Annotated in this window: 25 protein-coding genes; all 25 read left to right on the top strand. The window is 40.2% G+C overall.

What is annotated here, in order from left to right:
* Nucleotides 1–25: 25 nt before the first annotated feature.
* The 25 genes from fliQ (at nt 26) to rseP (ending at nt 22,974) form a co-directional block, all read left to right on the top strand.
* Nucleotides 26–295, top strand: a complete 270-nt coding sequence (gene fliQ, locus J2736_RS19750) for a flagellar biosynthesis protein FliQ (RefSeq protein WP_057315691.1) — start codon at nt 26–28, stop codon at nt 293–295.
* 12 nt (nt 296–307) lie between these two features.
* Nucleotides 308–1,108, top strand: coding sequence for a flagellar biosynthetic protein FliR (gene fliR / locus J2736_RS19745; RefSeq protein WP_310500308.1), 801 nt, complete (start codon nt 308–310; stop codon nt 1,106–1,108).
* Between the two features lie 10 nt (nt 1,109–1,118).
* Nucleotides 1,119–2,213, top strand: a complete 1,095-nt coding sequence (gene flhB, locus J2736_RS19740) for a flagellar biosynthesis protein FlhB (protein ID WP_310500307.1) — start codon at nt 1,119–1,121, stop codon at nt 2,211–2,213.
* Between the two features lie 21 nt (nt 2,214–2,234).
* The gene (flhA, locus tag J2736_RS19735; protein ID WP_310500306.1) at nt 2,235–4,268 is read left to right on the top strand and encodes a flagellar biosynthesis protein FlhA; all 2,034 of its coding nucleotides are present in this window, start codon (nt 2,235–2,237) and stop codon (nt 4,266–4,268) included.
* Nucleotides 4,265–5,572, top strand: a complete 1,308-nt coding sequence (flhF, locus tag J2736_RS19730; protein WP_310500305.1) for a flagellar biosynthesis protein FlhF — start codon at nt 4,265–4,267, stop codon at nt 5,570–5,572. Before flhA ends, flhF begins: the two co-directional genes overlap by 4 nt.
* On the top strand, nt 5,569–6,438 hold the full coding sequence (locus J2736_RS19725; RefSeq protein ID WP_310500304.1) for a MinD/ParA family protein: 870 nt from the start codon (nt 5,569–5,571) through the stop codon (nt 6,436–6,438). Before flhF ends, J2736_RS19725 begins: the two co-directional genes overlap by 4 nt.
* A gap of 47 nt (nt 6,439–6,485) precedes the next feature.
* A complete protein-coding gene (locus tag J2736_RS19720) occupies nt 6,486–7,610 on the top strand; it encodes a protein-glutamate methylesterase/protein-glutamine glutaminase (protein WP_310500303.1) in 1,125 nt (374 codons plus the stop codon).
* 44 nt (nt 7,611–7,654) lie between these two features.
* Entirely contained in the window at nt 7,655–9,724 is a 2,070-nt protein-coding gene (locus J2736_RS19715) for a chemotaxis protein CheA (protein WP_310500302.1), read from the top strand.
* Nucleotides 9,725–9,751: 27 nt separating this feature from the next.
* Nucleotides 9,752–10,213 (top strand): chemotaxis protein CheW, encoded by a 462-nt coding sequence (locus tag J2736_RS19710; protein ID WP_310500301.1) that lies wholly within the window; start codon nt 9,752–9,754, stop codon nt 10,211–10,213.
* A 3-nt stretch (nt 10,214–10,216) separates the two neighbouring features.
* Nucleotides 10,217–10,837 (top strand): chemotaxis protein CheC, encoded by a 621-nt coding sequence (locus J2736_RS19705; protein WP_310500300.1) that lies wholly within the window; start codon nt 10,217–10,219, stop codon nt 10,835–10,837.
* Complete coding sequence (locus J2736_RS19700) at nt 10,834–11,328, top strand: chemotaxis protein CheD (RefSeq protein WP_310500299.1); 495 nt, start codon at nt 10,834–10,836, stop codon at nt 11,326–11,328. Before J2736_RS19705 ends, J2736_RS19700 begins: the two co-directional genes overlap by 4 nt.
* Nucleotides 11,328–11,759, top strand: coding sequence for a hypothetical protein (locus tag J2736_RS19695; RefSeq protein ID WP_310500298.1), 432 nt, complete (start codon nt 11,328–11,330; stop codon nt 11,757–11,759). The genes J2736_RS19700 and J2736_RS19695 overlap by 1 nt, the downstream gene beginning before the upstream one ends.
* 18 nt (nt 11,760–11,777) lie before the next feature.
* The gene (locus J2736_RS19690) at nt 11,778–12,566 is read left to right on the top strand and encodes a FliA/WhiG family RNA polymerase sigma factor (protein WP_310500297.1); all 789 of its coding nucleotides are present in this window, start codon (nt 11,778–11,780) and stop codon (nt 12,564–12,566) included.
* Nucleotides 12,567–12,600: 34 nt separating this feature from the next.
* On the top strand, nt 12,601–14,010 hold the full coding sequence (locus tag J2736_RS19685; protein WP_397341125.1) for a DUF342 domain-containing protein: 1,410 nt from the start codon (nt 12,601–12,603) through the stop codon (nt 14,008–14,010).
* Between the two features lie 18 nt (nt 14,011–14,028).
* Nucleotides 14,029–14,349 carry a hypothetical protein gene (locus J2736_RS19680; RefSeq protein WP_310500296.1) on the top strand — a complete coding sequence of 107 codons (321 nt, stop codon included), beginning with the start codon at nt 14,029–14,031 and terminating at the stop codon, nt 14,347–14,349.
* A gap of 31 nt (nt 14,350–14,380) precedes the next feature.
* A complete protein-coding gene (locus tag J2736_RS19675) occupies nt 14,381–14,956 on the top strand; it encodes a hypothetical protein (protein WP_310500295.1) in 576 nt (191 codons plus the stop codon).
* Nucleotides 14,949–15,470, top strand: a complete 522-nt coding sequence (locus J2736_RS19670) for a hypothetical protein (RefSeq protein ID WP_310500294.1) — start codon at nt 14,949–14,951, stop codon at nt 15,468–15,470. The genes J2736_RS19675 and J2736_RS19670 overlap by 8 nt, the downstream gene beginning before the upstream one ends.
* A gap of 251 nt (nt 15,471–15,721) precedes the next feature.
* Complete coding sequence (gene rpsB, locus J2736_RS19665; protein WP_056625008.1) at nt 15,722–16,420, top strand: 30S ribosomal protein S2; 699 nt, start codon at nt 15,722–15,724, stop codon at nt 16,418–16,420.
* A gap of 116 nt (nt 16,421–16,536) precedes the next feature.
* Nucleotides 16,537–17,187 (top strand): translation elongation factor Ts, encoded by a 651-nt coding sequence (gene tsf, locus J2736_RS19660; RefSeq protein WP_310500293.1) that lies wholly within the window; start codon nt 16,537–16,539, stop codon nt 17,185–17,187.
* A gap of 89 nt (nt 17,188–17,276) precedes the next feature.
* Entirely contained in the window at nt 17,277–18,002 is a 726-nt protein-coding gene (gene pyrH / locus J2736_RS19655) for a UMP kinase (RefSeq protein ID WP_310500292.1), read from the top strand.
* A gap of 3 nt (nt 18,003–18,005) precedes the next feature.
* On the top strand, nt 18,006–18,560 hold the full coding sequence (gene frr, locus J2736_RS19650) for a ribosome recycling factor (protein WP_310500291.1): 555 nt from the start codon (nt 18,006–18,008) through the stop codon (nt 18,558–18,560).
* Nucleotides 18,561–18,628: 68 nt separating this feature from the next.
* A complete protein-coding gene (locus tag J2736_RS19645; RefSeq protein WP_397341121.1) occupies nt 18,629–19,402 on the top strand; it encodes an isoprenyl transferase in 774 nt (257 codons plus the stop codon).
* A gap of 77 nt (nt 19,403–19,479) precedes the next feature.
* A complete protein-coding gene (locus J2736_RS19640) occupies nt 19,480–20,274 on the top strand; it encodes a phosphatidate cytidylyltransferase (RefSeq protein WP_310500290.1) in 795 nt (264 codons plus the stop codon).
* 24 nt (nt 20,275–20,298) lie between these two features.
* Complete coding sequence (locus tag J2736_RS19635) at nt 20,299–21,444, top strand: 1-deoxy-D-xylulose-5-phosphate reductoisomerase (protein WP_310500289.1); 1,146 nt, start codon at nt 20,299–20,301, stop codon at nt 21,442–21,444.
* Between the two features lie 270 nt (nt 21,445–21,714).
* On the top strand, nt 21,715–22,974 hold the full coding sequence (gene rseP / locus J2736_RS19630; RefSeq protein ID WP_310500288.1) for an RIP metalloprotease RseP: 1,260 nt from the start codon (nt 21,715–21,717) through the stop codon (nt 22,972–22,974).
* Nucleotides 22,975–22,978: the final 4 nt, after the last annotated feature.

Raw genomic sequence — 22,978 nt, 5'->3', positions numbered from 1 at the left:
GACCAAGATATCGGAGGGAATCTAGATGGGTTCGGAATTTGTAATACGAATTGCTGGTGAAGCTGTTTACACCGTACTTAAAGCTAGTGCGCCAATGCTGCTTATAGGGTTAATCGTTGGTCTGGCTATTAGTATTTTTCAAGCAACGACTCAGATTCAAGAGCAAACTCTTGCTTTTGTTCCAAAAATCGTTGCTGTATTGTTTTCAATTCTTATTTTTGGATCTTGGATTATGAATACACTCGTTGATTTCACATTTAATCTACTCAACAATCTTTACAAATTCGTTGGTTAGGTTGTGAGTGGAATGTCAGCAATTATTCAATCAATCCCCATTTTTCTGCTTATTTTTTGTCGAATTACCTCATTTTTTGTCGTGGTTCCCATACTATCATCCAGGAATGTGCCGATGATGTTTAAGGTGGGACTCTCTGTCTTTATTTCTCTGATTATTTTCGCTCCAATGGGCTTGGGTAAGACCATTCCGATTGATAGTATTTACCTGTTGCTCATTATTCGTGAAATGTTAATCGGTGTTTTACTAGGATTTCTTGTGTATCTTTTTTTCACTGTCGTTCAAGCAGCTGGTTCGTTCATGGATATGCAAATTGGTATTAGTATGGCAAGCATTATCGATCCATTAACAGGTGCTTCAACACCGTTGATCGGTAACTTGAAATATATGATTGCCGTCTTGTTGTTTCTGTCTTTCGATGGTCATCATTACTTGATTAGAGCCATCATCGACAGTTATAAATGGGTGCCAATTGATAACGCATTATTTAGTCATATTTACGATGGGCAAATTTCTGATTTTCTATTAAAATCACTGTCTAGAATGTTTTATCTGTCTTTTCAACTTGCAGCTCCTATCGTCGCAGCCTTATTTTTAGCAGATTTAGGTTTAGGACTTTTGACAAGGGTTGCTCCACAATTCAATGTTTTTGTAATTGGTGCGCCGCTTAAAATGATTCTAGGCTTTGTCTTGCTTGTCATTATTTTTCCTGAGTTAATTTCACAATTTCAGCATCTGTTTGGAACTATTTTCGACCAATTAGAGAAGATGCTTCAAATTATGAGCGGTCCGACGCAGACAACACCTAAGTAGGAGGAAAACCGTGTCCCAACAACTTCGAATACAGCTAGATTTACAATGGTTTGCTGGGGAAAAGACGGAACCTGCTACTGCCAAAAAGAGACAGGATGCCAGAAAAAAGGGTCAAGTTGCTAAAAGTATGGAATTGCCCGCGGCATTTATTTTACTTTTTTCATTCGTGACATTATTGATGTTTGGTTCTTTTATGAAAGGTAGGCTTATTCATATCTTTCGGAATGTTTATGAGAATCAACTAACCATGGATATAACCATGGGAAATGTAAAAATGTTATTCGCGGATTTAACGTTACAAGGTTTGACCATTATAGCGCCAATTTGCATCCTGGTTTTACTTATCGCTTTTATAGGAAACTATGCTCAAATTGGTTTTATGTTCATCGGCGAACCTTTGATGATGAAATTTGAAAAATTAAATCCTATTAGTGGTTTTAAACGGATTTTTTCAATGCGTACCATCATGGAATTTGTAAAGTCGACATTGAAAATGTTGATCATCGGCTACGCGGTCTTTACCACTTTGATGGCACATAAAGCAAGGCTGTTGGGGTTAGGACATGCACCTTTGGAGAATACCTTCTCTTTCGTTGCCTCGATTACCCTAAGCTTAGGATTAAAAATCGGAGCCATTCTTATCATTTTAGCTATTTTTGATTTCATTTATCAAAGATATGAACATGAGAAAAGTCTGAAAATGTCCAAACAAGATATTAAAGATGAGTATAAGAAGAGTGAAGGCGATCCTCTCATCAAAGGGAAGATCCGTGCAAAACAACGTCAAATGGCCATGCAACGAATGATGCAGGAAGTTCCAAAGGCTGATGTTATCATTACCAACCCAACTCACTTCGCAGTTGCTTTGAAGTATGATGCCAATAATATGCAGGCTCCGACAGTAATTGCAAAAGGTGCAGACTATGTTGCTTTGAAAATTAAAGAAATCGCCAAACAGAATGGCGTTATGACAATGGAAAATAAACCGCTTGCTCGAGCGATTTTTGCACAGGTGGAAATTGGGGATGCCATTCCAGCAGATTTATTCCAAGCTGTAGCAGAAGTACTAGCGTATGTATATAAGATGAAGGGTAAGACGAATTAATGTAGAGGGAGGTGCAATCTGATGAAAATAAAGGATTTATTAGTTCTACTCGGTATTATTGGCATCGTGTTGATGATGATTGTACCGATTCCTATCCCTTTGCTGGACTTTTTACTTATTATTAATATTTCAATTGCATTAATGATTATCTTAGTTGCCATGAATACGCAAGAAGCGCTTCAGTTCTCAATTTTCCCATCTTTGTTGTTGATTACAACTCTATTTCGATTGGCATTAAACGTGTCAACAACTCGTAATATCTTAGCTCATGCTGAAGCAGGCGACGTGGTCAGAACTTTTGGTTCATTCGTAGCACAGGGCAATATCGTTGTGGGATTCGTCGTGTTTCTCATACTTGTCTTGGTTCAATTCATTGTTATTACCAAAGGTTCTGAGCGCGTGGCCGAGGTAGCAGCTAGATTTACATTGGATGCAATGCCAGGTAAGCAGATGAGTATTGATGCTGATTTGAATGCGGGTATGATTAATGAAGTGCAAGCAAGAGAAAGACGTCAAAAAATTGAACGCGAAGCAGATTTCTATGGTGCCATGGATGGTGCCAGTAAATTTGTAAAAGGTGATGCGATTGCTGGTATCATCATCCTCGTTATCAATTTAATTGGTGGCTTTATTATTGGGATGACGATGAAGGGAATGGATTTCACAGAGGCTCTTCATACGTTCTCGATCCTAACGATTGGTGATGGATTGGTAAGTCAGATCCCAGCGCTTCTTATATCTACTGCTGCGGGTATTATTGTCACTCGAGCATCTTCTGAAGGAAACTTAGGGCATGATATAACAAAACAGTTAACGGCTCAGCCAAAGTTGTTGTTCATTGTTGCAGGTACACTCGTTGTGCTAGGTACATTTACACCTATTCATTGGTTTACAACGTATCCGGTCGCAGGTTTACTCGTTTATGCTGGTTTCAAAATGCAAAAGAATTTGGAACGTGAAGCAATCAAAGAAGAACAATTGGTTGAAGAACAACAGATTGAGGAAGTACGGAGTCCAGAGAGCGTTATATCCTTACTCCAAGTTGATCCGATTGAATTTGAGTTCGGTTATGGACTTATTCCACTTGCGGATACACAACAAGGTGGCGATTTATTAGATCGAATTATTTTAATACGTCGTCAATGCGCTTTAGAGCTTGGGGTTGTTGTTCCGGTTATTCGAATTCGCGATAACATCCAATTAAGACCAAATGAGTATATCATCAAAATTAAAGGCAATACAGTTTCTCGTGGCGAACTACTCTTAAATCACTATCTAGCTATGAGTCCTGGATTTGATGATGATTCCATTTCAGGAATTGAAACAACAGAGCCAGCGTTTGGCCTACCAGCAATATGGATTGATGAAATGAATAAAGAGAAGGCTGAACTGTCTGGTTACACAGTCGTAGATCCACCTTCTGTAGTAGCAACGCATTTAACTGAAATTATTAAGAAACACATTCATGAACTCCTTGGCCGTCAAGAGACGAAGGCACTTGTTGACAATGTTAGAGAATCTTTTCCTGCGCTTGTTGATGATCTCATTCCATCCGTGCTAACTGTTGGAGATATACAGAAAGTGTTAGCTAAACTTCTCCGAGAAAAAATATCTGTACGTGACCTGGTCACGATTCTAGAAACACTCGCGGATTATGGTACGTATACGAAAGATCCAGAGATTCTAACTGAATACGTGAGACAATCACTATCGCGTCAAATTACGCAACAGTTTACTTCACAAGGAGATTCACTGAAAGTGATTACAGTGGGTCCATCTGTTGAGAAGAAAATTGCTGAGTCTGTACAGCAATCCGATCAAGGAAGTTACTTGGCATTAGATCCTTCTTCCTCGCAAATTATTTATCATCGTGTGACTGAACAAGTTACGAAATTAATTCAATCTGGGCAACAGCCAGTCATTTTAACATCACCTACGATTCGAATGTACGTAAGACAACTCCTAGAGAGAACACTACAAGATATACCTGTTCTTTCTTATAGTGAATTAGAGCCAAGCGTCGAAATCCAAAGCATGGGGGTAGTCAATTTATGAGAGTAAAAAGATATGTTGTCGATTCCATGCCAGATGCTTTACAAAAGATTCGTACGGATCTTGGCAAAGATGCTGTAATCCTAAATACCAAGGAAATTCGTACAGGCGGTTTTCTTGGTATGTTTGGAAAGAAAAAGATTGAAGTGATCGCGGCTATTGATGCAGCGAATCCGAAACCAATACCTGCTCCACAAAGAGTTGCACCGCAGCCGTTAAGTCAATCCAAAGTAAACAATCCGATGGCTCTGAATAAAACCAGTACATATCAATCTGATTTCCCAGATGTACCTGATGTGTTAGCTCCAAAATCATTACAGAATGAACCAGTTGCTTTGAGTCCTGTAGCTGCTCCAGAGAAAGTGATGAATCCTACTCAACAGCAAGCTTACTCTCCTTCATCTGTACATTCATCAGCAAGAGCTTCTGTCAAAGATGAGCAATTAATGGATGAACTCAAACAAATGAAAGAAATGATGAAGAAGCTTACAGCAGTGACTGATGAAGGAAAGCTTCCAGAAGCTTTACAAAAGTTAGAGCAAAGGTTATACGACCAAGAAGTGAATCCAGATCTGGTTCGTCAAATTATGGATGAGGTTATGGCAGATTTTCAATTAGCTGATGAGCCTGTCACAGAAGAAGCGGCTCATCAGCTTGTTCGCTCGAAACTAGGTGAGATTTTTCAAACAGACCAAAGCAAACATATTTCCGCACAAACGCGCGTTGTTCATTTCGTTGGACCGACTGGTGTAGGTAAAACAACAACGATTGCTAAGCTAGCTGCAGAACAAGTATTGAAGTATCAGCGCAAAGTGGGGTTTATTACTTCTGACACATACCGAATAGCAGCAATTGAGCAGTTGAAAACTTATGCAACTATATTAAATGTACCACTTGAGGTCGTATTTTCACCGCAGGACTTGACGAAAGCATTTCAGAATTTAGCAGAATGCGACATCATTTTCATGGATACAGCAGGGCGTAATTTCCGGAATGAAATGTATGTTTCAGAATTGAATGCATTACTCAAAACACAAGGAAATAGTGAAACTATTCTAGTTTTAAGTTTAACGACTAAATATCGTGATTTACGTGCTATAACGAATAATTTCAGTAAATTCAAATTGGATAAAGTCCTATTTACCAAAATGGACGAAACCGATTCTTATGGAGCCATTCTAAATGTTGTTCATGAGTTTTCTCTTAAGCTTTCGTATGTGACAACAGGGCAAAGTGTACCCGATGATATTGCGGAAATGAACGAGTGGCAAATCATTGATTTGTTATTGGAGGAACCTAGAACATGAGGGATCAAGCAGAAGGGTTACGGAACTTGGTTCAGACACAGGGCGACAAAGGCACAAGAACAACCAGAATCATTACCGTGACCAGTGGAAAAGGTGGGGTAGGTAAGTCCAATTTTACGCTAAACTTCGCTTTGCGTCTGCAGGCTTTAGGTTATAAAGTACTTGTATTTGATGCAGACATTGGACTCGCGAACATTGACGTATTAATGGGTGTATCTTCAACATATAGCTTGTATCATTTGCTTAAGAAAGAAAAAACGATTTGGGAAATCATTCAAAAGGGATCAAACGACATACAGTTTATTGCAGGTGGTTCTGGATTTAATGACTTATTACGCTTAAGTGAAGAAGAGTTAAATTATTTTGCTGAGCAAGTTATGCAATTGAATGGTTATGTTGATTTCATCATTTTCGATACGGGTGCTGGACTTTCCAAAGAAACGCTGAAGTTCATACTTGCGGCTGAAGAAGCCATTGTTGTTACAACGCCTGAGCCAACATCAATCACGGATGCTTATGCGATTATCAAAATGGTGAATTCGATGGGCCATCATGTATCTTTCAAATTGGTAATTAACCGAGTCACAGATGCTAAAGAAGGCAAACAAACTGCGGATAAGATAGCTTTAGTAGCTAAGCAGTTCTTAAATATTCAAATTCCAACATTAGGCTTTGTAGACGATGATCCTGTAGTTTCCAAAGCAGTGAAGAGACAAATTCCTTTTACAATTGCTTACCCTAATTCTAATGCAACCTCAAGTCTCAAAACACTAACAGATAACTACGTTAAAGGATATCGTGAAATCGAAATACCTTCAATCGGTGTCAAGAGCTTTTTAAATAAAATGTTGAGACTTTTAAAATAGGAATTCTGAAAATTATGTCGAATAAGCAGATAGAGGAGTGATGCAGCATGGCAATATTTAACATTCTTGTCGTAGATGACTCCGTCTTTATGCGAAAAATTATTAGTGATTTAATTACCGAACATCCGCAATTCAAGGTCATAGGTACTGCCAAAAATGGTCAGGAAGCGATCGAACAAGTTAAGCTGCTTCGACCTGATGCTGTGACAATGGATATAGAAATGCCTGTCATGAACGGGTTGGATGCGCTTAAAAACATCATGGAAGAACAACCAACCCCTGTTATCATGTTAAGCTCATTAACACAAGAAGGCGCGTCTGAAACGATTAGAGCATTGGAATTGGGGGCGGTTGACTTTATTAGAAAGCCATCGGGATCCATCTCGCTGGATTTGTATAAAGTTAAGCTATTGCTACATGAAAAACTACAAGTTGCGGTCCGATCGAGAATGAGTGGCACTCTTCCAGTTCGTGTACAGGCACCGCTCGCAAATGTGAATCCCTTATCTTTAAGATCAAAGATGATTAAAGAAACGTTAAATCAATTGGATTCAGTTGTCGCTGCAAGCTCAAGTACAACACATTTTAATCATGTAGTTGCCATAGGCACTTCTACTGGTGGACCGCGTGCTTTACATCAAGTCATCTCCAATATTCCTGCAGGATTTCCAGCTCCAATTTTAATTGTTCAACATATGCCACCTAATTTCACGAAATCACTTGCTCAACGTTTGAATGATATTTCTCAAATAAGGGTTGTTGAAGCCGCGGACGGTGAAGTCCTCCAAACAGCTACAGCATACGTTGCTCCTGGTGGATGGCATATGGTGGCCTATAAAGAATCAAATCGCACTTACAAAATTCGATTAACCAAAGAAGAACCTGTTTCTGGCCACCGACCATCTGTAGATGTGATGTTTGAATCTTTACTGAAGATGAGTGAATTAAAACGACATGTCGTGTTAATGACGGGAATGGGCAGTGATGGGGCGAAAGGGATGCTTGCGCTGAAGCAATCAGGTGCAGCAACAACAATTGCCGAATCCGAAGAAACTTGCGTCGTGTATGGTATGCCGAGAGCGGCTGTAGAAAACCAAGCTGCAATGTATGTGTTACCTCAACAAGATATTGCAACTCGTTTATCTATGTGTGTACAGAATGAAATGAATTAAAACAATTATAGGGTACTGGATGATTCTATTGGAGGTGTGTAGTAGTGGAACTTAGTCAATATCTATCGATGTTTATCGATGAATCAAAAGAGCATTTGCAATCATTAAATGAAAATCTTTTAAATTTAGAAAGCAATCCGAAAGACATAAGTATCGTACATAATATTTTTCGTTCAGCTCATACATTAAAAGGGATGTCTGCAACAATGGGCTTCGAGGACATCGCAGCACTTACTCATGAGATGGAAAATGTGCTTGATCTTGTACGTAATAGCAAAATTGAAATGGACTCATACATATTTGATTGTATTTTTAAAAGTTTAGACTCTTTGGAGTCAATGGTAGAGGATATTATTCAAGGTGGGACAGGTAAAGCGGACGTAAGTCCTATCGTTGTATCCTTGAGATCTATCGTGACAGGTGACTACAAAAAAGAGGTAGCTCTATCTTCAGCAGCTGTAGTCAAAGAACCAGCAAAAGGTATTGAAGTGGATGAATTTCAATATTCGATTCTTCAACAGTCGATCGAATCTGGTTTTTTAGTTTTTTACATAGAAGTTAGTGTTAATGAAAATTGTGTTTTAAAAGCTGCTCGTGCCTATATGGTATTCGATGCTATGGAAAAAATGGGTGAGATTATTAAATCGACCCCAACCGTGCAAGAAATCGAGCAAGAGAAGTTCGATCACTCGTTCTCGCTTTACTTTATATCAAAAGTTGATCAAGCAACACTAGAGAAAGAGATTTTAAATGTATCTGAGATTGCATCTTGTGTGATTATTACGGTAGATACTGAATCACTTGCTGAATTATCACGACCGATTGCAGAAATCGAAACAGCTCATCAAGAAATTGCAGCAGCAGTTGCTGCTACCTTGCCTACGTCGAATGCAGCAGAAATCAAAGCGGCGGAGCCTGTAGCAACAGCGGCAGCTAAACCAGCAGCAGGTGGAGCCCCCGTAGCAAGTCGGACGATTCGTGTAGATATTGAGCGTCTGGATACTTTAATGAATCTATTTAGTGAGCTCCTGATTGATCGAGTTCGTCTAGAGCAGTTAGCAAGTGAAGTAAAACGAAATGATCTAACAGAAACTGTTGAACACATGTCACGTGTAAGCAGTGATTTGCAAAATATCGTTTTGAAGCTCCGCATGGTTCCGGTAGATTCTGTATTTAATAGATTCCCGCGCATGATCAGAGATTTAGCTAAATCTTTGGACAAAAAAGTGGATCTTGTGATTACTGGAGCTGATACTGAACTTGACCGTACGGTTATTGATGAAATTGGCGACCCGTTAGTCCATTTATTGCGGAATGCAGTCGATCATGGGATCGAATCCATTAGTGAGCGTGTGGCCGTCGGAAAACCAGAACAAGGAACGATTCAACTTCGTGCCTTCCATAGCGGTAACCATGTCTTTATCGAGATCGAAGAAGATGGTAAAGGGATTTATCGTGAGAAAGTTTTGAAAACGGCTTTGAAGAACGGTCTCGTTACTGCTGAACAAGCTGCTAAGCTTTCGGATCATGAAGTGTACAATTTGTTATTCGCATCTGGTTTCAGTACAGCTGAAAAAATCTCTGATATATCTGGTCGTGGCGTTGGTCTTGACGTCGTGAAGACGAAAATTCAGATGTTAGGCGGACATGTTCAAGTAGATTCGAAGCCTGGCTTTGGAAGTAAATTCTCTGTACAATTGCCATTGACCCTATCTATTATTTCAGCAATGCTTGTACGTTTAGGGAGTGAGAAATATGCGATTCCATTGTCATCCATTGTTGAAACTTCAGCAATACAGAAATCGCAGATTCGTAACATTCAAGGCACTAAAATGATTGATTACCGTAAAACAGTCATTCCATTGGTATCCGTTAGTTCTTTATTCCAGGTTCCTGATTTCAATGAAGATTTGGAAGAAGAAACAGAAATCGTCGTTGTTCGTAAGGGCGATAAACAAGTAGCACTTATGGTGGATGAATTTATTGGCCAACAAGAAATTGTTTTAAAAACACTAGGTAAATACCTAACGGGAATATTCGCAATTTCAGGAGCAACCATTCTTGGGGATGGACAAGTTGCATTGATCATCGACCCTAATGCACTGATTAAATAAACCATATTCGATAAGGAGGATTTCAAAATGGGAGAAGAAAAAAAGGTAATTGTCTTCGCACTTGGATCAGAAGAGTATGGTGTTGAAGTAGAAAAGGTAAGAACGATTGAAAGAATGCAGCCAATGACTCGTGTACCGAAAGCACCGGAATTTATTAAAGGTGTGATTAACTTGCGTGGGGTAGTTATTCCAATTATTGATCTACGTGCTAGATTTGGACTTGAAGAGGTAACTAGCACGGATGCAACTCGTATTATTATCGTATCTGCTGCTGAATTTGAAGTAGGGTTAATTGTTGACTCCGCCAATGATGTAATTGATGTTGATACAGATAATATTAATACACCACCAGAAGTTGTTGGTGGAATTAAAGCGAAATACTTAGATGGTATTGCACGCGTTGGCGAAAACAGATTGCTCGTTCTACTTAACCTAGAGCAAGTATTGAATCGTAGTGAAATACAGCAGCTAGAAAGATTTGAGGAATAACTCGTGGACGTTTTCAGCCAATTTGAGGATTTCCAATTAGATGTGCTTAAGGAAGTAGGGAATATCGGCGCGGGGCATGCTGCAACTGCGCTTTCTACCTTAATGAATAAGCCGATTGATATGTTGGTGCCAAAAGTAAGAATGCTGCCTTTCGAAGAAATTTGCGAAAGTGTAGGTGGAGCCGAGACAGTCGTATTAGCGATCTTCTTGCGTGTAGAAGGAGATGCTCCAGGCAACATGTTCTTTATTCTAGATTTGGACGCTGCTAAAAATATGCTTCGGGATTTGGTTGGTTTATCCATTACAGGTCAAGAAGAATATTCAGAGTTAGAATTATCAGCACTGAATGAGATTGGGAATATACTTGCTGGCTCTTATTTATCCTCACTTGCTGACTTTACGAATTTAAATATGCAGCCGACGGTTCCAGCGCTGGCGATCGACATGGCAGGTGCAATACTAAGCTATGGTTTATTGCAATTTGGTCAGATGGGGGACCAAGCTCTCCTCATTGAAACTAAATTCTTGGAAGGGGAGAATGAAGTGCAAGGGCACTTTTTCTTAATCCCTGATCCGGAATCGTTTGGTAAAATCTTTTCGGCATTAGGGGTAGTCTCTCCATGACGCTAGAACACTTAATTAAAGTAGGAATGGCTGACTTGAATGTTGCTCATCAAACAGGTGTTTTGAAGACAACAGGTTTAGGTTCATGTGTAGGGGTAACCCTGTATGACAGCCGATCCAAAGTGGCAGGTATGGCACATGTTATGTTGCCGTCCTCCGAAATAGCAAGAGAAGGTTCGTTGAACATTGCTAAGTATGCAGATACAGCAATTCCTGAGCTAATCTCAAGAATGGAAAAGCTTGGAGCGAGCATAAGTAAACTAGAGGCAAAGCTAGCTGGCGGCGCTCAAATGTTTGCATTTGCTGGAAATAATGATACGATGAGAATCGGACCGCGGAATGTAGAATCTTGTAAAGAAATGTTGAATCGTTACAAAATTCCAATTCTGGCTGAGGATACAGGAGCTAATTATGGCCGAACGATTGAGTTTTTTAGTGCGACGGGGATTCTACTAATCCGAAGTGTTCAATTAGGAGTAAAGGAAATTTAATGATGATTGGAACCATACGAATAAACTTCGTTGTCGCTCTATTAGCTGGTATTTTTACATTTGTATTGTCGATCAGTAATAATTTATTTCTGTCGTCCTGCATCAAAAGCGGGTACAGTTTTCTCATTTTATTTGTAGTAACATTTGGTTTTAGATGGGTATTAGGGTTATTGATTGGATCTGTTTCATCACTTGAGGGTGCAGCTCAAGACAATTCCTCATCCGCCGTTGGCCAAAACTTAGATCTACTTACGCCTGATGAGGATGAGGAAACACGTCAACTAATGAAGTCGAACCACGCGAATATTTCCAAAGATGAACATTCTTTTGAGATGCAATTTTCACCATTGAATCCACCTAAGCTAGCCACCAAGAATAATTTGGACCCTGAACAACTGGCGGGTGCCTTGAGGCGAATGTCTGAAGATTAAGGATGTGAATCAGAAATCATGATTGATCAAAAGCAAGTTCAGCTAGCCAATATTGAATTGTGGAAACAGTGGAAGGAACAAGGGCTTGTAGCAGCGAGACAAGAACTTATTGAGAACTATTTACCATTAGTTGAGTATGTTTCAGGTAGATTAGCTATCGGCCTTCCTAAAAGTGTTTCCAAAGACGACTTATCCAGCTTTGGAGCTATGGGATTGATTGATGCCATAGAGAAGTTTGATTATGCTCGTGGGTTACAATTTGAAACCTATGCTTCATGGAGAATTCGCGGTTCAATAATTGATGGTTTACGTCAAGGTGATTGGGTTCCAAGATCTGTGAGAGAAAAGGCTAAAAAGGTAGAAGAGGCTTATCAAAAGCTCGAACAGCAACATCTACGATCTGTTACAGATAGTGAGATCAGCTCTTATTTGGAAATTAGTGAACAAGATTTTCAGCAAATGCTTCAGGATATTTCCATCACAACCATTTGTTCGATTGATGATCCCATTCGAGAAGAAGAGTCAGAAACTAGATTATCTCTAATAGTTGATGAGAAAGCCAAGAATCCAGAAGCACAAGTAAATGAGTTTTACCTGAAGGAATCATTGGCGAAAGCAATAGACCGATTGACAGAAAAAGAACGAACAGTTGTCTCTTTATTTTATTTTGAAGAATTATCGTTAAGTGAAATTGCAGAAGTTATGTGTTTGTCACCATCCCGTATTTCTCAACTACATTCGAAAGCTATCTTAAGACTTAAAGGTGTGCTTGGGCGATTTAAGAATCAACTTTTTCAAAATAATTAAACTTAATCTGAATGCATGGAAAGGTGGTATGTCCGTGAGTGAAGGGAACATGCCTTTGGATTTCTTCATTAGTATTACGGTGTCTGATGACAAACTATCCGCTCATCTCTCCTTAAGTAATACAGAAGATTCGTTTAAAGTCTCAGTTGGCCAATTATTAGACATTGTTCAAAAAAATCGTATTATTCACGGTGTGAATCAGGTTGTGCTTGCAGAAATAGCGGCTAACCCAAAATCCTTTTATTTAAAGAAGACTTTAATAGCATCGGGAACGAAACCTGTTGAAGGTCAGAATGGCTACATTAAGTTAACATTTGACTTTGATGACAATGAAAAAAAACCTATGGAGCTGGAAGACGGCCGGGTCAATTATAAAGAAGTTATAGCAATTCATAACGTAAAAAAAGGTCAGTTAATTGGTCAACGATTTACAGCAACAGCTGGGTCGCCTGGACGTGCTGTCACTGGGGAAACGCTTTTTGCCAAAGCTGGAAAAGAAGCAAGATTTAAAGTTGGCAAAAATGTTGTAATGGATGCAGAGCAATTAGGGCTATATGCAACGATCGACGGTATGGTGGTAAGAACCGACCGAGACAAAATTAATGTATTCCCTGTTTACGAAATCAATGGGGATGTTGATTTTAATATCGGTAATATTGATTTTATTGGTACTGTTGTTGTAAGAGGCAATGTGCTGCCAGGATTCAAAATTCGCGCGGCTGGAGATATCCGTGTTACAGGTGGCGTTGAAGCCGCGGAGTTGGAAGCTGAAGGTTCGATAGAAATTTCGGCTGGTATTGTTGGGCAAAATAAAGCATTCATCAAAGCTGGCAAAAATGTAAAAAGTTCCTTCATTCAAGATGCAACGATTGAAGTTTCTGGTGATTTGAACGTTTCACAGAGTATTATGCACTCGATAGTGAGAGCAGGCAAATGCGTGAATTGTGTGGGGGCAAAGGGGTTAATCGTAGGTGGGACTATTCAAGCGGGCGAACGAGTGACTGCTAGAACCATTGGTAATTCCATGTCAACGAGTACAGTAATTGAGGTAGGTGTATTACCAGAATTACGTAATGAAATGATCCAATTACGTAATAACCTCAGGGCATTGGGTGAAAACATGGAAAAAACAAGTAAAGCGCTTTCTTTATTGGATCAATTGGCTGCCGCAGGCCAGTTAAGTCCTGATAAATTGGCTATGCGTATTAAACTCAATAACACAAAGAAGCAAGCTTTGGACGAACAAATCGCATTGAAGGATCGCATATTAGAAATTGAGAAATCACTTGAGGATTCTGAAAATGCCAAGGTTCAAGTTGTTTCTACTATATATGGTGGTACGAAAATTGTAATTGGTCGTTATACGAAATTTATTAAGGACCCTACGAGCCGCGTCATATTCCGATTAAGCGATGGCGATATATCTATGAGTCCAAACGTGTAAGTGAGGAGGGAGTAAACGATGAGTTTTAATGCCATCGATTTACAATTCGCTGTACACAAAAATGATGAGGCGGGTATTAAGCAAAATCAATTGATGCAGAAGCCGCGGCAAGATGAGACGATTTTAGAAAATCAAGCCACCCAAACAACGGAACGTGATCGAGGGCGTACTAGCAAACTCGAAGAGGGTGGGCGTGCTGATATTAAGGATCGTCGTGAACAAAAGAAAGCGCAATTAGGTAAAAGTAAGACAAGAAGGCCATTAGAGAGTCTATCTAAGGATACGGAACAACAACCTATGCATCCTTATAAAGGTCATCGTATCGACTTGTCGCTCTAACTTGCTATAGAAAAAGGTGAACCTTATGGTTATGCAGCCGGTGTTATATGTCATCCTTCTGGGCCTTGTACTGATTGTTTATGCAAGGTTTATTCCGAGGGATCAAACGACAACTGCTTCAGCAAAAGCTACGGTTGTACAGGAAATCGAAGAAACAATCGAACACTTCGCAGCTGAAATGGAAGAACAAAATCAAACCATGCTTGATTTATTTTCAAAAACAAAACAGGACTATGAAATTGAACTTGCTAAATTGGCAGGTCGGTTGGAATCCCTGGAGAGACAAAAACAGGAGCTGTCCAAAGAGCTTACGACGTTTCATGTTAATCAACAACCTTTGTCCACTGCAGATGAGTTGTTAACTTCTTTTAATAAGCCAGATTACCAGATTCCCAACCAAACAGACGTTCTCACTGTAGCTCCTGAAGAGATGCCTGAGGAGGTCGTATATGAAGGTTTAAGCATGAAAAGTCGATATGTTGAATTATTTACCTTGCATGATCAAGGGAAAAGTGTAGAAGCTATTGCCAAGAAACTTAATATGAATAAAGGCGAGGTCAGTTTGATCCTGCAGCTTTCGAGACAGGAGGAACGGACACGTGTTTAAAAATAGAGCGTTGGTTTCAGGCATTGGAATTGGTATAATTGTAGGTGCTATTCTTCTTCAAGTTATGTTGCTACGACCAAGCAGTCCGAGTCAGTCTGGTAGTGGTATATCTATGGAGGAGATGGACCCTCAGAAGCTTAAGGTGGAAGCCTCCAAATATTATCAAGTACATGAGAAAAATATAAAATTGTACACCCAAGTGGAATTAGATGACACTGTTCAGAAGAAACTCAAAGAGGAAGCTGATAAGCTAGCAGCTGCAAAGCCGCAAGTTCAGCCTAGTGCTTCGCAGGCACCAGTTTCATCAAAAGTCATTCTTTATGTACAGCCTAACTTGGATGCAACAGCCGTAGCTGAATTAATGATTCGCTCAGGCATAATTACAGATCGTAAAGCATTCATAGCGGAGCTTAATAAGCAAGGTGGCAACAGCAAGATTCAAGTAGGTTTCCATGAGTTTGTTGGTAATTTGGACATGCAGGCACTTGTAACAAATTTGATTACTGTTCAATAAGTTATGTGGCAAAAGGATCTTTTTACTGAAGATCTTTTTTTTGTTTTCAGACACATAAACTTGCCAATTCTAGGGAAGAATGACTTTCAGGATTAAAGGTTGCACCTTGTTTTCAGTTGTGGTATATTTATTCACGGTGTTAAAAACTCACGCCCGTCAATTTGCATAATGGTGCTTACTTCGGTAGGTTTTATGCAAAGATGCGAGGGGCGGCGGATACCAAATAAACCATTTAAGAGGAGGGATTGGGGATGGCAGTTATCTCCATGAAACAGCTTTTAGAAGCTGGCGTACATTTCGGTCACCAAACACGTCGTTGGAACCCGAAAATGGACAAGTACATTTTTACTGAAAGAAACGGTATTTACATCATCGATCTTCAAAAAACGGTTAAAAAAGTTGAGGAAGCTTACAACTTTGTTAAATCCGTATCTGAAGACAATGGTACAATCCTTTTCGTAGGAACTAAAAAACAAGCACAAGATTCCGTTGCTGAAGAAGCAGAACGTTGTGGCATGTACTTCATCAACCAACGTTGGTTGGGTGGTACATTAACTAACTTCCAAACTATTCAAAAACGTATCGATCGCTTGAAAACTCTTGAAAGATGGGAAGAGGATGGCACTTTCGAAGTTCTACCTAAGAAAGAAGTTATCATTCTTCGCAAAGAGAAAGAGCGTCTTGAGAAATTCCTAGGCGGAATCAAGAACATGAAAGGTTTGCCAAGTGCACTTTTCATTATCGATCCTCGTAAAGAGCGTATTGCTGTAGCAGAAGCTCGTAAATTGGGTATCCCAATCGTTGGTATCGTAGATACAAACTGTGATCCAGACGAAATCGATTACGTGATTCCTGGTAACGATGATGCAATCCGCGCAGTTAAATTGTTAACAGCGAAAATTGCTGATGCCGTTATCGAAGCACACCAAGGCGAGCAAACAACAGCTTAAATTATAGCAATGTGAAAAGGGTGGTTGGAAGGTGTAACAGCCTGTCACCACCCTTTTTTTAGAGAATACACTAGTGTTACATATAGACAATAACTAAATCTCAGGAGGTTTCTTCCATGGCAGTTACAGCAGCACAAGTAAAAGAATTACGTGAAAAAACAGGTGCAGGGATGTTAGATTGCAAGAAAGCACTTGAAGAAGCAAACGGCGATATCACAAAAGCAGGTGAACTTCTTCGTGAAAAAGGTCTTTCTGCAGCAGCTAACAAAGCTGGACGTATTGCTACAGAAGGCGCTGTAGAATCTTACATTCACGCTGGTGGTAAAGTTGGGGTTCTTGTTGAGATCAACTGTGAAACTGACTTCGTTGGTAAAACAGAGCAATTCAGAACGTTCTGCAGAGACATTGCTATGCACATCGCAGCAGCAAACCCTTCATATGTTCGTCGTGAAGAAGTACCAACAGAAGCTTTGGAAAAAGAAAAAGAAATTCTTCGTAACCAAGCTCTGAACGAAGGCAAACCAGAAAAAATCATCGACAAAATGGTTGAAGGCCGTATTGGTAAATACTACGAAGAGTTCTGCTTAATGGAGCAAGCATTCGTTAAAGATCCAGACAAAACAATCGACCAATTGTTGAATGAGAAAGTCGCTGCTATCGGCGAGAACATCTCCATTCGTCGTTTCGTTCGTTTCGGTCTTGGTGAAGGTCTTGAGAAGAAACAAGAAAACTTTGCGGAAGAAGTTATGTCCCAAGTTAAACTATAATAGGCATTTAAAAAAGTTGGAACACTTGGTGTTCCTTCTTTTTTAGCCCTTAAAGACATGGAAGTATGCATGAACGGAGGTCATACAAGTTGGGTCAACCTTTTTATAAAAGAATAGTGCTTAAATTGAGCGGCGAAGCTTTAGCCGGACAGCAAGGATATGGCATTGATTCAGAAGTGATTACATCTATTGCTCAACAAGTAAAGGATGTTGTAGAATTAAATGTCGAGGTAGCTATCGTTGTTGGCGGTGGAAATATTTGGCGTGGAATCGCGGGTAGTGAGAAAGGAATGGATCGTGCAACAGCAGACTACATGGGTATGCTAGCAACGGTCATGAACTCACTTGCTTTGCAAGATGCTTTGGAAAACATTGAGGTTCCCACTAGAGTCCAGTCCTCCATTACTATGCAACAAGTCGCTGAACCTTACATACGTAGGAGAGCTATGCGCCATCTCGAAAAGGGGAGAGTTGTTATTTTCGCCGCGGGGACAGGTAATCCTTACTTCTCGACGGATACAACAGCTGCCCTGAGAGCAGCCGAGATTGAAGCGGAAGTTATTCTTATGGCTAAAAATAAAGTGGATGGCGTTTATTCAGCAGATCCATTCAAAGATCCAACAGCGAAGAAATTCGAAACGTTAACCTATATGGAAGTTATTAGTAATAACCTTGGTGTCATGGACTCCACTGCATCTTCCCTTTGTATGGATAACAATATTCCGTTGGTTGTGTTTAACATCACGGAAAAAGGGAATATCAAACGAGTGGTCCTTGGCGATAAAATAGGGACTACAGTTAAAGGGAGCGTATAAACCATGCCGCAATCAGTGAAGAAGAATGCAGAAGATCGGATGGACAAAGCGATTGGAGCGCTAAGAAGAGATTTAACATCCCTTCGTGCGGGACGTGCTACGCCATCATTATTAGACCGTATTCAAGTTGAATACTACGGTGCAATGACGCCTGTTAATCAATTAGCTAACTTAACAACACCAGATTCACGTACCCTTCTTATTCAACCTTGGGATAAAAGCTCCATGTCTTCTATTGAGAAGGCAATTATGAAATCTGATTTAGGTTTAACACCATCGAATGACGGGATCGTTATTCGGATTGTTATTCCTGCATTAACAGAAGAGCGTCGTGCTGACTTGGTGAAAATGACGAAAAAATTTGGCGAAGAAGCCAAAATTGCTATTCGTAATATTCGCCGTGATGCGAACGACGAAATTAAAAAGCTTGAGAAAGCAGGCATTTCTGAGGATGAGTCCCGTAAGCATCAAGAGGACATTCAGAAATTTACTGATAAATTCGTAGCTGAAGTTGAGAAAGTTTTGGCTGCTAAAGAAAAAGAAATCATGGAAGTATAAGATAGATATGCCCCCGGGTATTCATTCGCTGGGGGTTTTTCATCTTTCCCTAGTTGGGAGGAACAATTGTGCTCAAGCTATTTAAGAAGTGGTTAAACCAAACGCGAAAGACTGTGACTTCGGCAGCCCCTGAAATAGAGCTGGACAAAGTACCAGCGCACGTTGCGATTATTATGGATGGAAATGGCCGCTGGGCTAAACAAAGAGGTTTGCCTCGTGTAGCAGGACATCATTCCGGCATGAAGAACGTAAAGAAAATTACTATGGCAGCCAATGATATTGGGGTTAAAGTTTTGACCATGTACGCTTTCTCTACAGAGAATTGGAAACGCCCGAAAGATGAAGTAGAGTTTCTGATGAAGCTACCACAAGAGTTCTTCCCTTTGGAAATTGAAGAGTTAATTCAAAACAATGTGCGCATTCGCATGACGGGTTGGAAAGAAGGATTACCTGACTATACGCTGAAAGCGATAGAAGGGGCAATCGAACGGACGAAAGATAACACAGGTCTTATTTTGAATTTTGCTTTAAATTATGGCGGACGTAAGGAAATCATCGCGGGCGTTCAAGATATGATGAGGGATTTGGAAAACGGAAGCTTGAAGTCGGATGAGTTGGATGAATCGATTTTTTCATCATACATGTTAACTTCCGATTTGCCTGATCCCGATTTATTGATTCGAACGAGTGGAGAATTGCGACTAAGCAATTTTTTGCTTTGGCAATTAGCTTATTCGGAATTATGGTTTACAGATGCCTATTGGCCAGAATTCACAGAGGACTTATTTATGCAAGCCATTGCTGAATATCAGCGTCGTGCAAGAAGATACGGTGGTATTTAACAGCTAATAGTGTAATCGTTTTGTCACTAAAAATGGATGGCTTAGAGATAAACGTTGTTCATCTAGGGGGATTCAACTTGAAACAAAGGATTATTACAGGTGTTATAGCTGGTCTTGCATTTATTACACTTCTAGTACTTGGTGATTTGTGGTATGCAGGCTTAATTGTACTCGTTTCGATTATTGGATATCGTGAGTATTTACAGATGAATGGGTTTATGCCTTATAAACTAACTGCTGCCGCGGGTCTCGTAGCACTACTTTGTTTGACAGTTCCTTGGGGCTTGTTAGGGATAACATTTACTTTTTCTTTTACTGCAGTCACCTGGTTTGCCATGTTCGTCTTACTTTTTATTACAGTAGCCTCTAAAAACAAAATCACGATTGACCAAGTTTCAGTGATTTTGCTAGGTGTCGTATACATTGGATTTGGTTTTAACTATATGATTGAAGCTCGTTTAGCGGAAAATGGCTTATTTTGGACGATTATGGTTTTCGTCTGTATTTGGGCATCGGATGCTGGTGCATATTTTGTCGGTTCCAAATTAGGTAAACACCCTTTGTGGCCTCAAATTAGTCCTAAAAAGTCGATTGAAGGCGCCATCGGTGGGGTTATTATCGCAATGATTTTGGCATTAGGATTCGCATGGTACTCGCCAGAACTATTAAGTGTAGGGAAAGCACTATTATTAGGATTTGTGATCGCGGTAGTAGGGCAAATCGGTGATTTAATTCAATCCGCGTATAAACGTGTAAAAGGAATTAAAGACACAGGAACATTGCTGCCAGGACATGGTGGTGTACTCGATCGGATGGATAGTTGGTTAATTGTTTTTCCGTTTATCTATCTGCTCGACTTGATTCCTAACTAATTCTCATAAACGGGGTTGAAACTTATGAAAAAAATCGCCATCTTGGGTTCAACAGGCTCGATAGGGACTCAAACCTTAGATATCGTGCAGCATTCGCCTGAAATGTTTCAAGTCGAAGCTATTTCAGCCGGTTATAATGGTGAACTGGTCATAGAACAAGCCAAACAGTTTCGTCCAAAGCTTGTATCGGTTGCGACAAAGGCTCTTGCAGAAGAGGTAGCTGGTCAAATTCCTTCTGGTATCAAAGTTTTATATGGGGAAGAAGGCTTACTAGAGGTTGCCGCTTCCACGGATGCGGAGTTACTTGTAAGTGCACTTGTTGGCAGTCAAGGGTTAAAACCTACGTTAGCTGCAATCGAAGCAGGTAAAGATATTGGCCTAGCCAACAAGGAGACACTTGTTAGTGCTGGACATATTGTAACGGAAGCTGTTGCTCGAAAAGGAGTTGCCTTATTACCGATTGATAGTGAGCATTCTGCTATTTTTCAATGTTTAAATGGCGAGAAGCGATCCCAAATCGCTCAAATCACGATTACAGCTTCTGGGGGTTCCTTTCGAGATCGTACACGGGAACAGTTAGTGGGTGTAACTGTGGCGGATGCACTCAAGCATCCGAATTGGTCTATGGGTGCCAAAATCACTATTGATTCTGCTACGATGGTGAACAAAGGTCTTGAAGTGATGGAAGCACATTGGCTCTTCGGATTGTCCTATGAGGATATTAAAGTTATCCTACATCCGGAAAGCGTGATTCACTCCTACATTGAATTTGTTGATCATAGTGTTATCGCTCAGTTAGGTAATCCCGATATGAGAGTTCCTATCCAGTATGCTTTAACCTATCCAGATCGTTATCCGACGCCTACCTCCAGATTGGACTTAGCAGCGATTGGGAAGCTTCATTTCCGTGAAATGGACTACATACGTTTCCCGTGTCTTCGTATGGCATTTGAAAGTGGTCAACAAGGGGGTATCACCCCTACGGTTTATAACGCTGCCAATGAGGTTGCAGTGGCTCGTTTTCTAAAGGGTGACATCTCATTTTTACAAATTGAAAATATTATTGAAGCTGCGCTGAACGAACATGAGCCACATGCTAACCCGACAATTGAGTTCATTCATGAACAAGATCAATGGGCTAGAGCATTTGCCGCATCTATCCGCTTCTAAATCTCAGGAAGAGCTAGGTCAGCTTGCATGGCTCAGCTCTTCTTTTTAATTTCCAACACCAGGTTGGTAATCAAAGTCTAATTATTTCTCTGAGTTCGTATAATGACCTGAGCAGGCATAGCTTGTATTCAACTGTTCAATAGTGGTAATCTAAGAACAAGAACAGCTGATCTGAAGTTGCTGCTTATAGAACGTCCCAATAAGCGAAAGCATGTGGTCATTGTTACATAGGATAGTTTTCTGAAGAAAACCCGAGGGAGGAAATACGACTTGTCGGCCATTGAAGTTGGATTAAAGGTTATTTTGTTGTTTTTCGTTCTTGTTACGATTCATGAATGGGGTCATTTTTACTTTGCAAAACGTGCAGGTATTTTGGTTCGTGAATTTGCAATTGGTTTCGGGCCTAAGATTTTTTCATATAAAAAAGGGGAGACCCGTTATACGCTGCGAATATTACCAATTGGCGGATTTGTTCGTATGGCAGGAGAAGACCCAGAAATTGTTCAAGTGAACCCTGGACAAACGGTTGCTATCAAATTAAATAAGCAAAACCAAGTTTCTTTCTTATATCTGGATCAATTGGATCGACGCTCTAATGTGATCATGGGTGTTGTGGAACATATTGATTTAGATAAATCACTTCGATTATCCATTGATGTCGATGGTGAGAAAGTGACTTATCCTGTTGATCCTCAAGCGATGATGGTCACGAAGGGAACGGAAACCCAAATTGCTCCTTATGATCGTCAATTTGGTTCCAAATCAGTAGGGAAACGTGCCTTGGCAATTGTTATGGGGCCCGTCATGAACTTCATCTTAGCTATCGTTTTGTTTTTCATCGTAGTGATAATGTCAGGCGTTTTCACGAATGTGAAACTGGATTCCGTTCTTGCTGGTAAAGCAGGTGAAAAAGCGGGTCTGCTAAAAGGTGACATTATCATGTCTATTGATAAACAACCCATTGGCGATGACCGTAATAAAATGGTGTCAGCCATTCAGTCATCCGCTGGGAAAACGATGACGTGGGTCGTTGATCGTGCTGGTAACCCACTTACGCTTCAAGTTACGCCTGAAATGGAAGATGGAGCTGGCAAGCTAGGTGTAGTAATTAGCGGTGATCGTAGAAGCGCTACCCTTGGTGAAGTGTTCACAGGTACTTATGATTCCGTTGTTGGAACGACTATTGGTATTGTAACGGGGTTGCAAAAGCTTGTGATGCTCCAGTTTAAATTGGATGATTTGGGTGGTCCAGTTCGAACAGCACAGGTATCTGCGCAATTTGCCAAAATGGGACTGAGCTCCTTAATTGCTTGGGCAGCAACTTTAAGTTTATATCTTGGTATTTTTAATCTTTTACCAATCCCTGCGCTAGACGGAAGTCGTCTGCTATTTATGGGCTTAGAAGCATTGCGCGGTAAACCGATTGATCCGAATCGAGAGAGTATGGTTCACTTTGTTGGTTTTGCGTTGTTGATGCTGCTAATGGTTGCTGTGACGTACAATGATATTTTACGATTGATTAAGGGTTAGTCCT

Source organism: Paenibacillus qinlingensis, assembly GCF_031455095.1.
In the GTDB taxonomy this organism is placed as follows: Bacteria; Bacillota; Bacilli; order Paenibacillales; family NBRC-103111; genus Paenibacillus_E; species Paenibacillus_E qinlingensis_A.
The sequence above is the reverse complement of the archived record's forward strand: the minus strand, read 5'-3'. Positions and strand labels throughout refer to the sequence as shown.

Coding starts and splice junctions, on each gene's coding strand:
- fliQ (WP_057315691.1), top strand. CDS start 26: ATGGGTTCGGAATTTGTAATACGAATTGCTGGTGAAGCTGTTTACACC.
- fliR (WP_310500308.1), top strand. CDS start 308: ATGTCAGCAATTATTCAATCAATCCCCATTTTTCTGCTTATTTTTTGT.
- flhA (WP_310500306.1), top strand. CDS start 2,235: ATGAAAATAAAGGATTTATTAGTTCTACTCGGTATTATTGGCATCGTG.
- flhF (WP_310500305.1), top strand. CDS start 4,265: ATGAGAGTAAAAAGATATGTTGTCGATTCCATGCCAGATGCTTTACAA.
- J2736_RS19725 (WP_310500304.1), top strand. CDS start 5,569: ATGAGGGATCAAGCAGAAGGGTTACGGAACTTGGTTCAGACACAGGGC.
- J2736_RS19720 (WP_310500303.1), top strand. CDS start 6,486: ATGGCAATATTTAACATTCTTGTCGTAGATGACTCCGTCTTTATGCGA.
- J2736_RS19710 (WP_310500301.1), top strand. CDS start 9,752: ATGGGAGAAGAAAAAAAGGTAATTGTCTTCGCACTTGGATCAGAAGAG.
- J2736_RS19700 (WP_310500299.1), top strand. CDS start 10,834: ATGACGCTAGAACACTTAATTAAAGTAGGAATGGCTGACTTGAATGTT.
- J2736_RS19695 (WP_310500298.1), top strand. CDS start 11,328: ATGATGATTGGAACCATACGAATAAACTTCGTTGTCGCTCTATTAGCT.
- J2736_RS19690 (WP_310500297.1), top strand. CDS start 11,778: ATGATTGATCAAAAGCAAGTTCAGCTAGCCAATATTGAATTGTGGAAA.
- J2736_RS19680 (WP_310500296.1), top strand. CDS start 14,029: ATGAGTTTTAATGCCATCGATTTACAATTCGCTGTACACAAAAATGAT.
- J2736_RS19675 (WP_310500295.1), top strand. CDS start 14,381: ATGCAGCCGGTGTTATATGTCATCCTTCTGGGCCTTGTACTGATTGTT.
- rpsB (WP_056625008.1), top strand. CDS start 15,722: ATGGCAGTTATCTCCATGAAACAGCTTTTAGAAGCTGGCGTACATTTC.
- tsf (WP_310500293.1), top strand. CDS start 16,537: ATGGCAGTTACAGCAGCACAAGTAAAAGAATTACGTGAAAAAACAGGT.
- frr (WP_310500291.1), top strand. CDS start 18,006: ATGCCGCAATCAGTGAAGAAGAATGCAGAAGATCGGATGGACAAAGCG.
- J2736_RS19635 (WP_310500289.1), top strand. CDS start 20,299: ATGAAAAAAATCGCCATCTTGGGTTCAACAGGCTCGATAGGGACTCAA.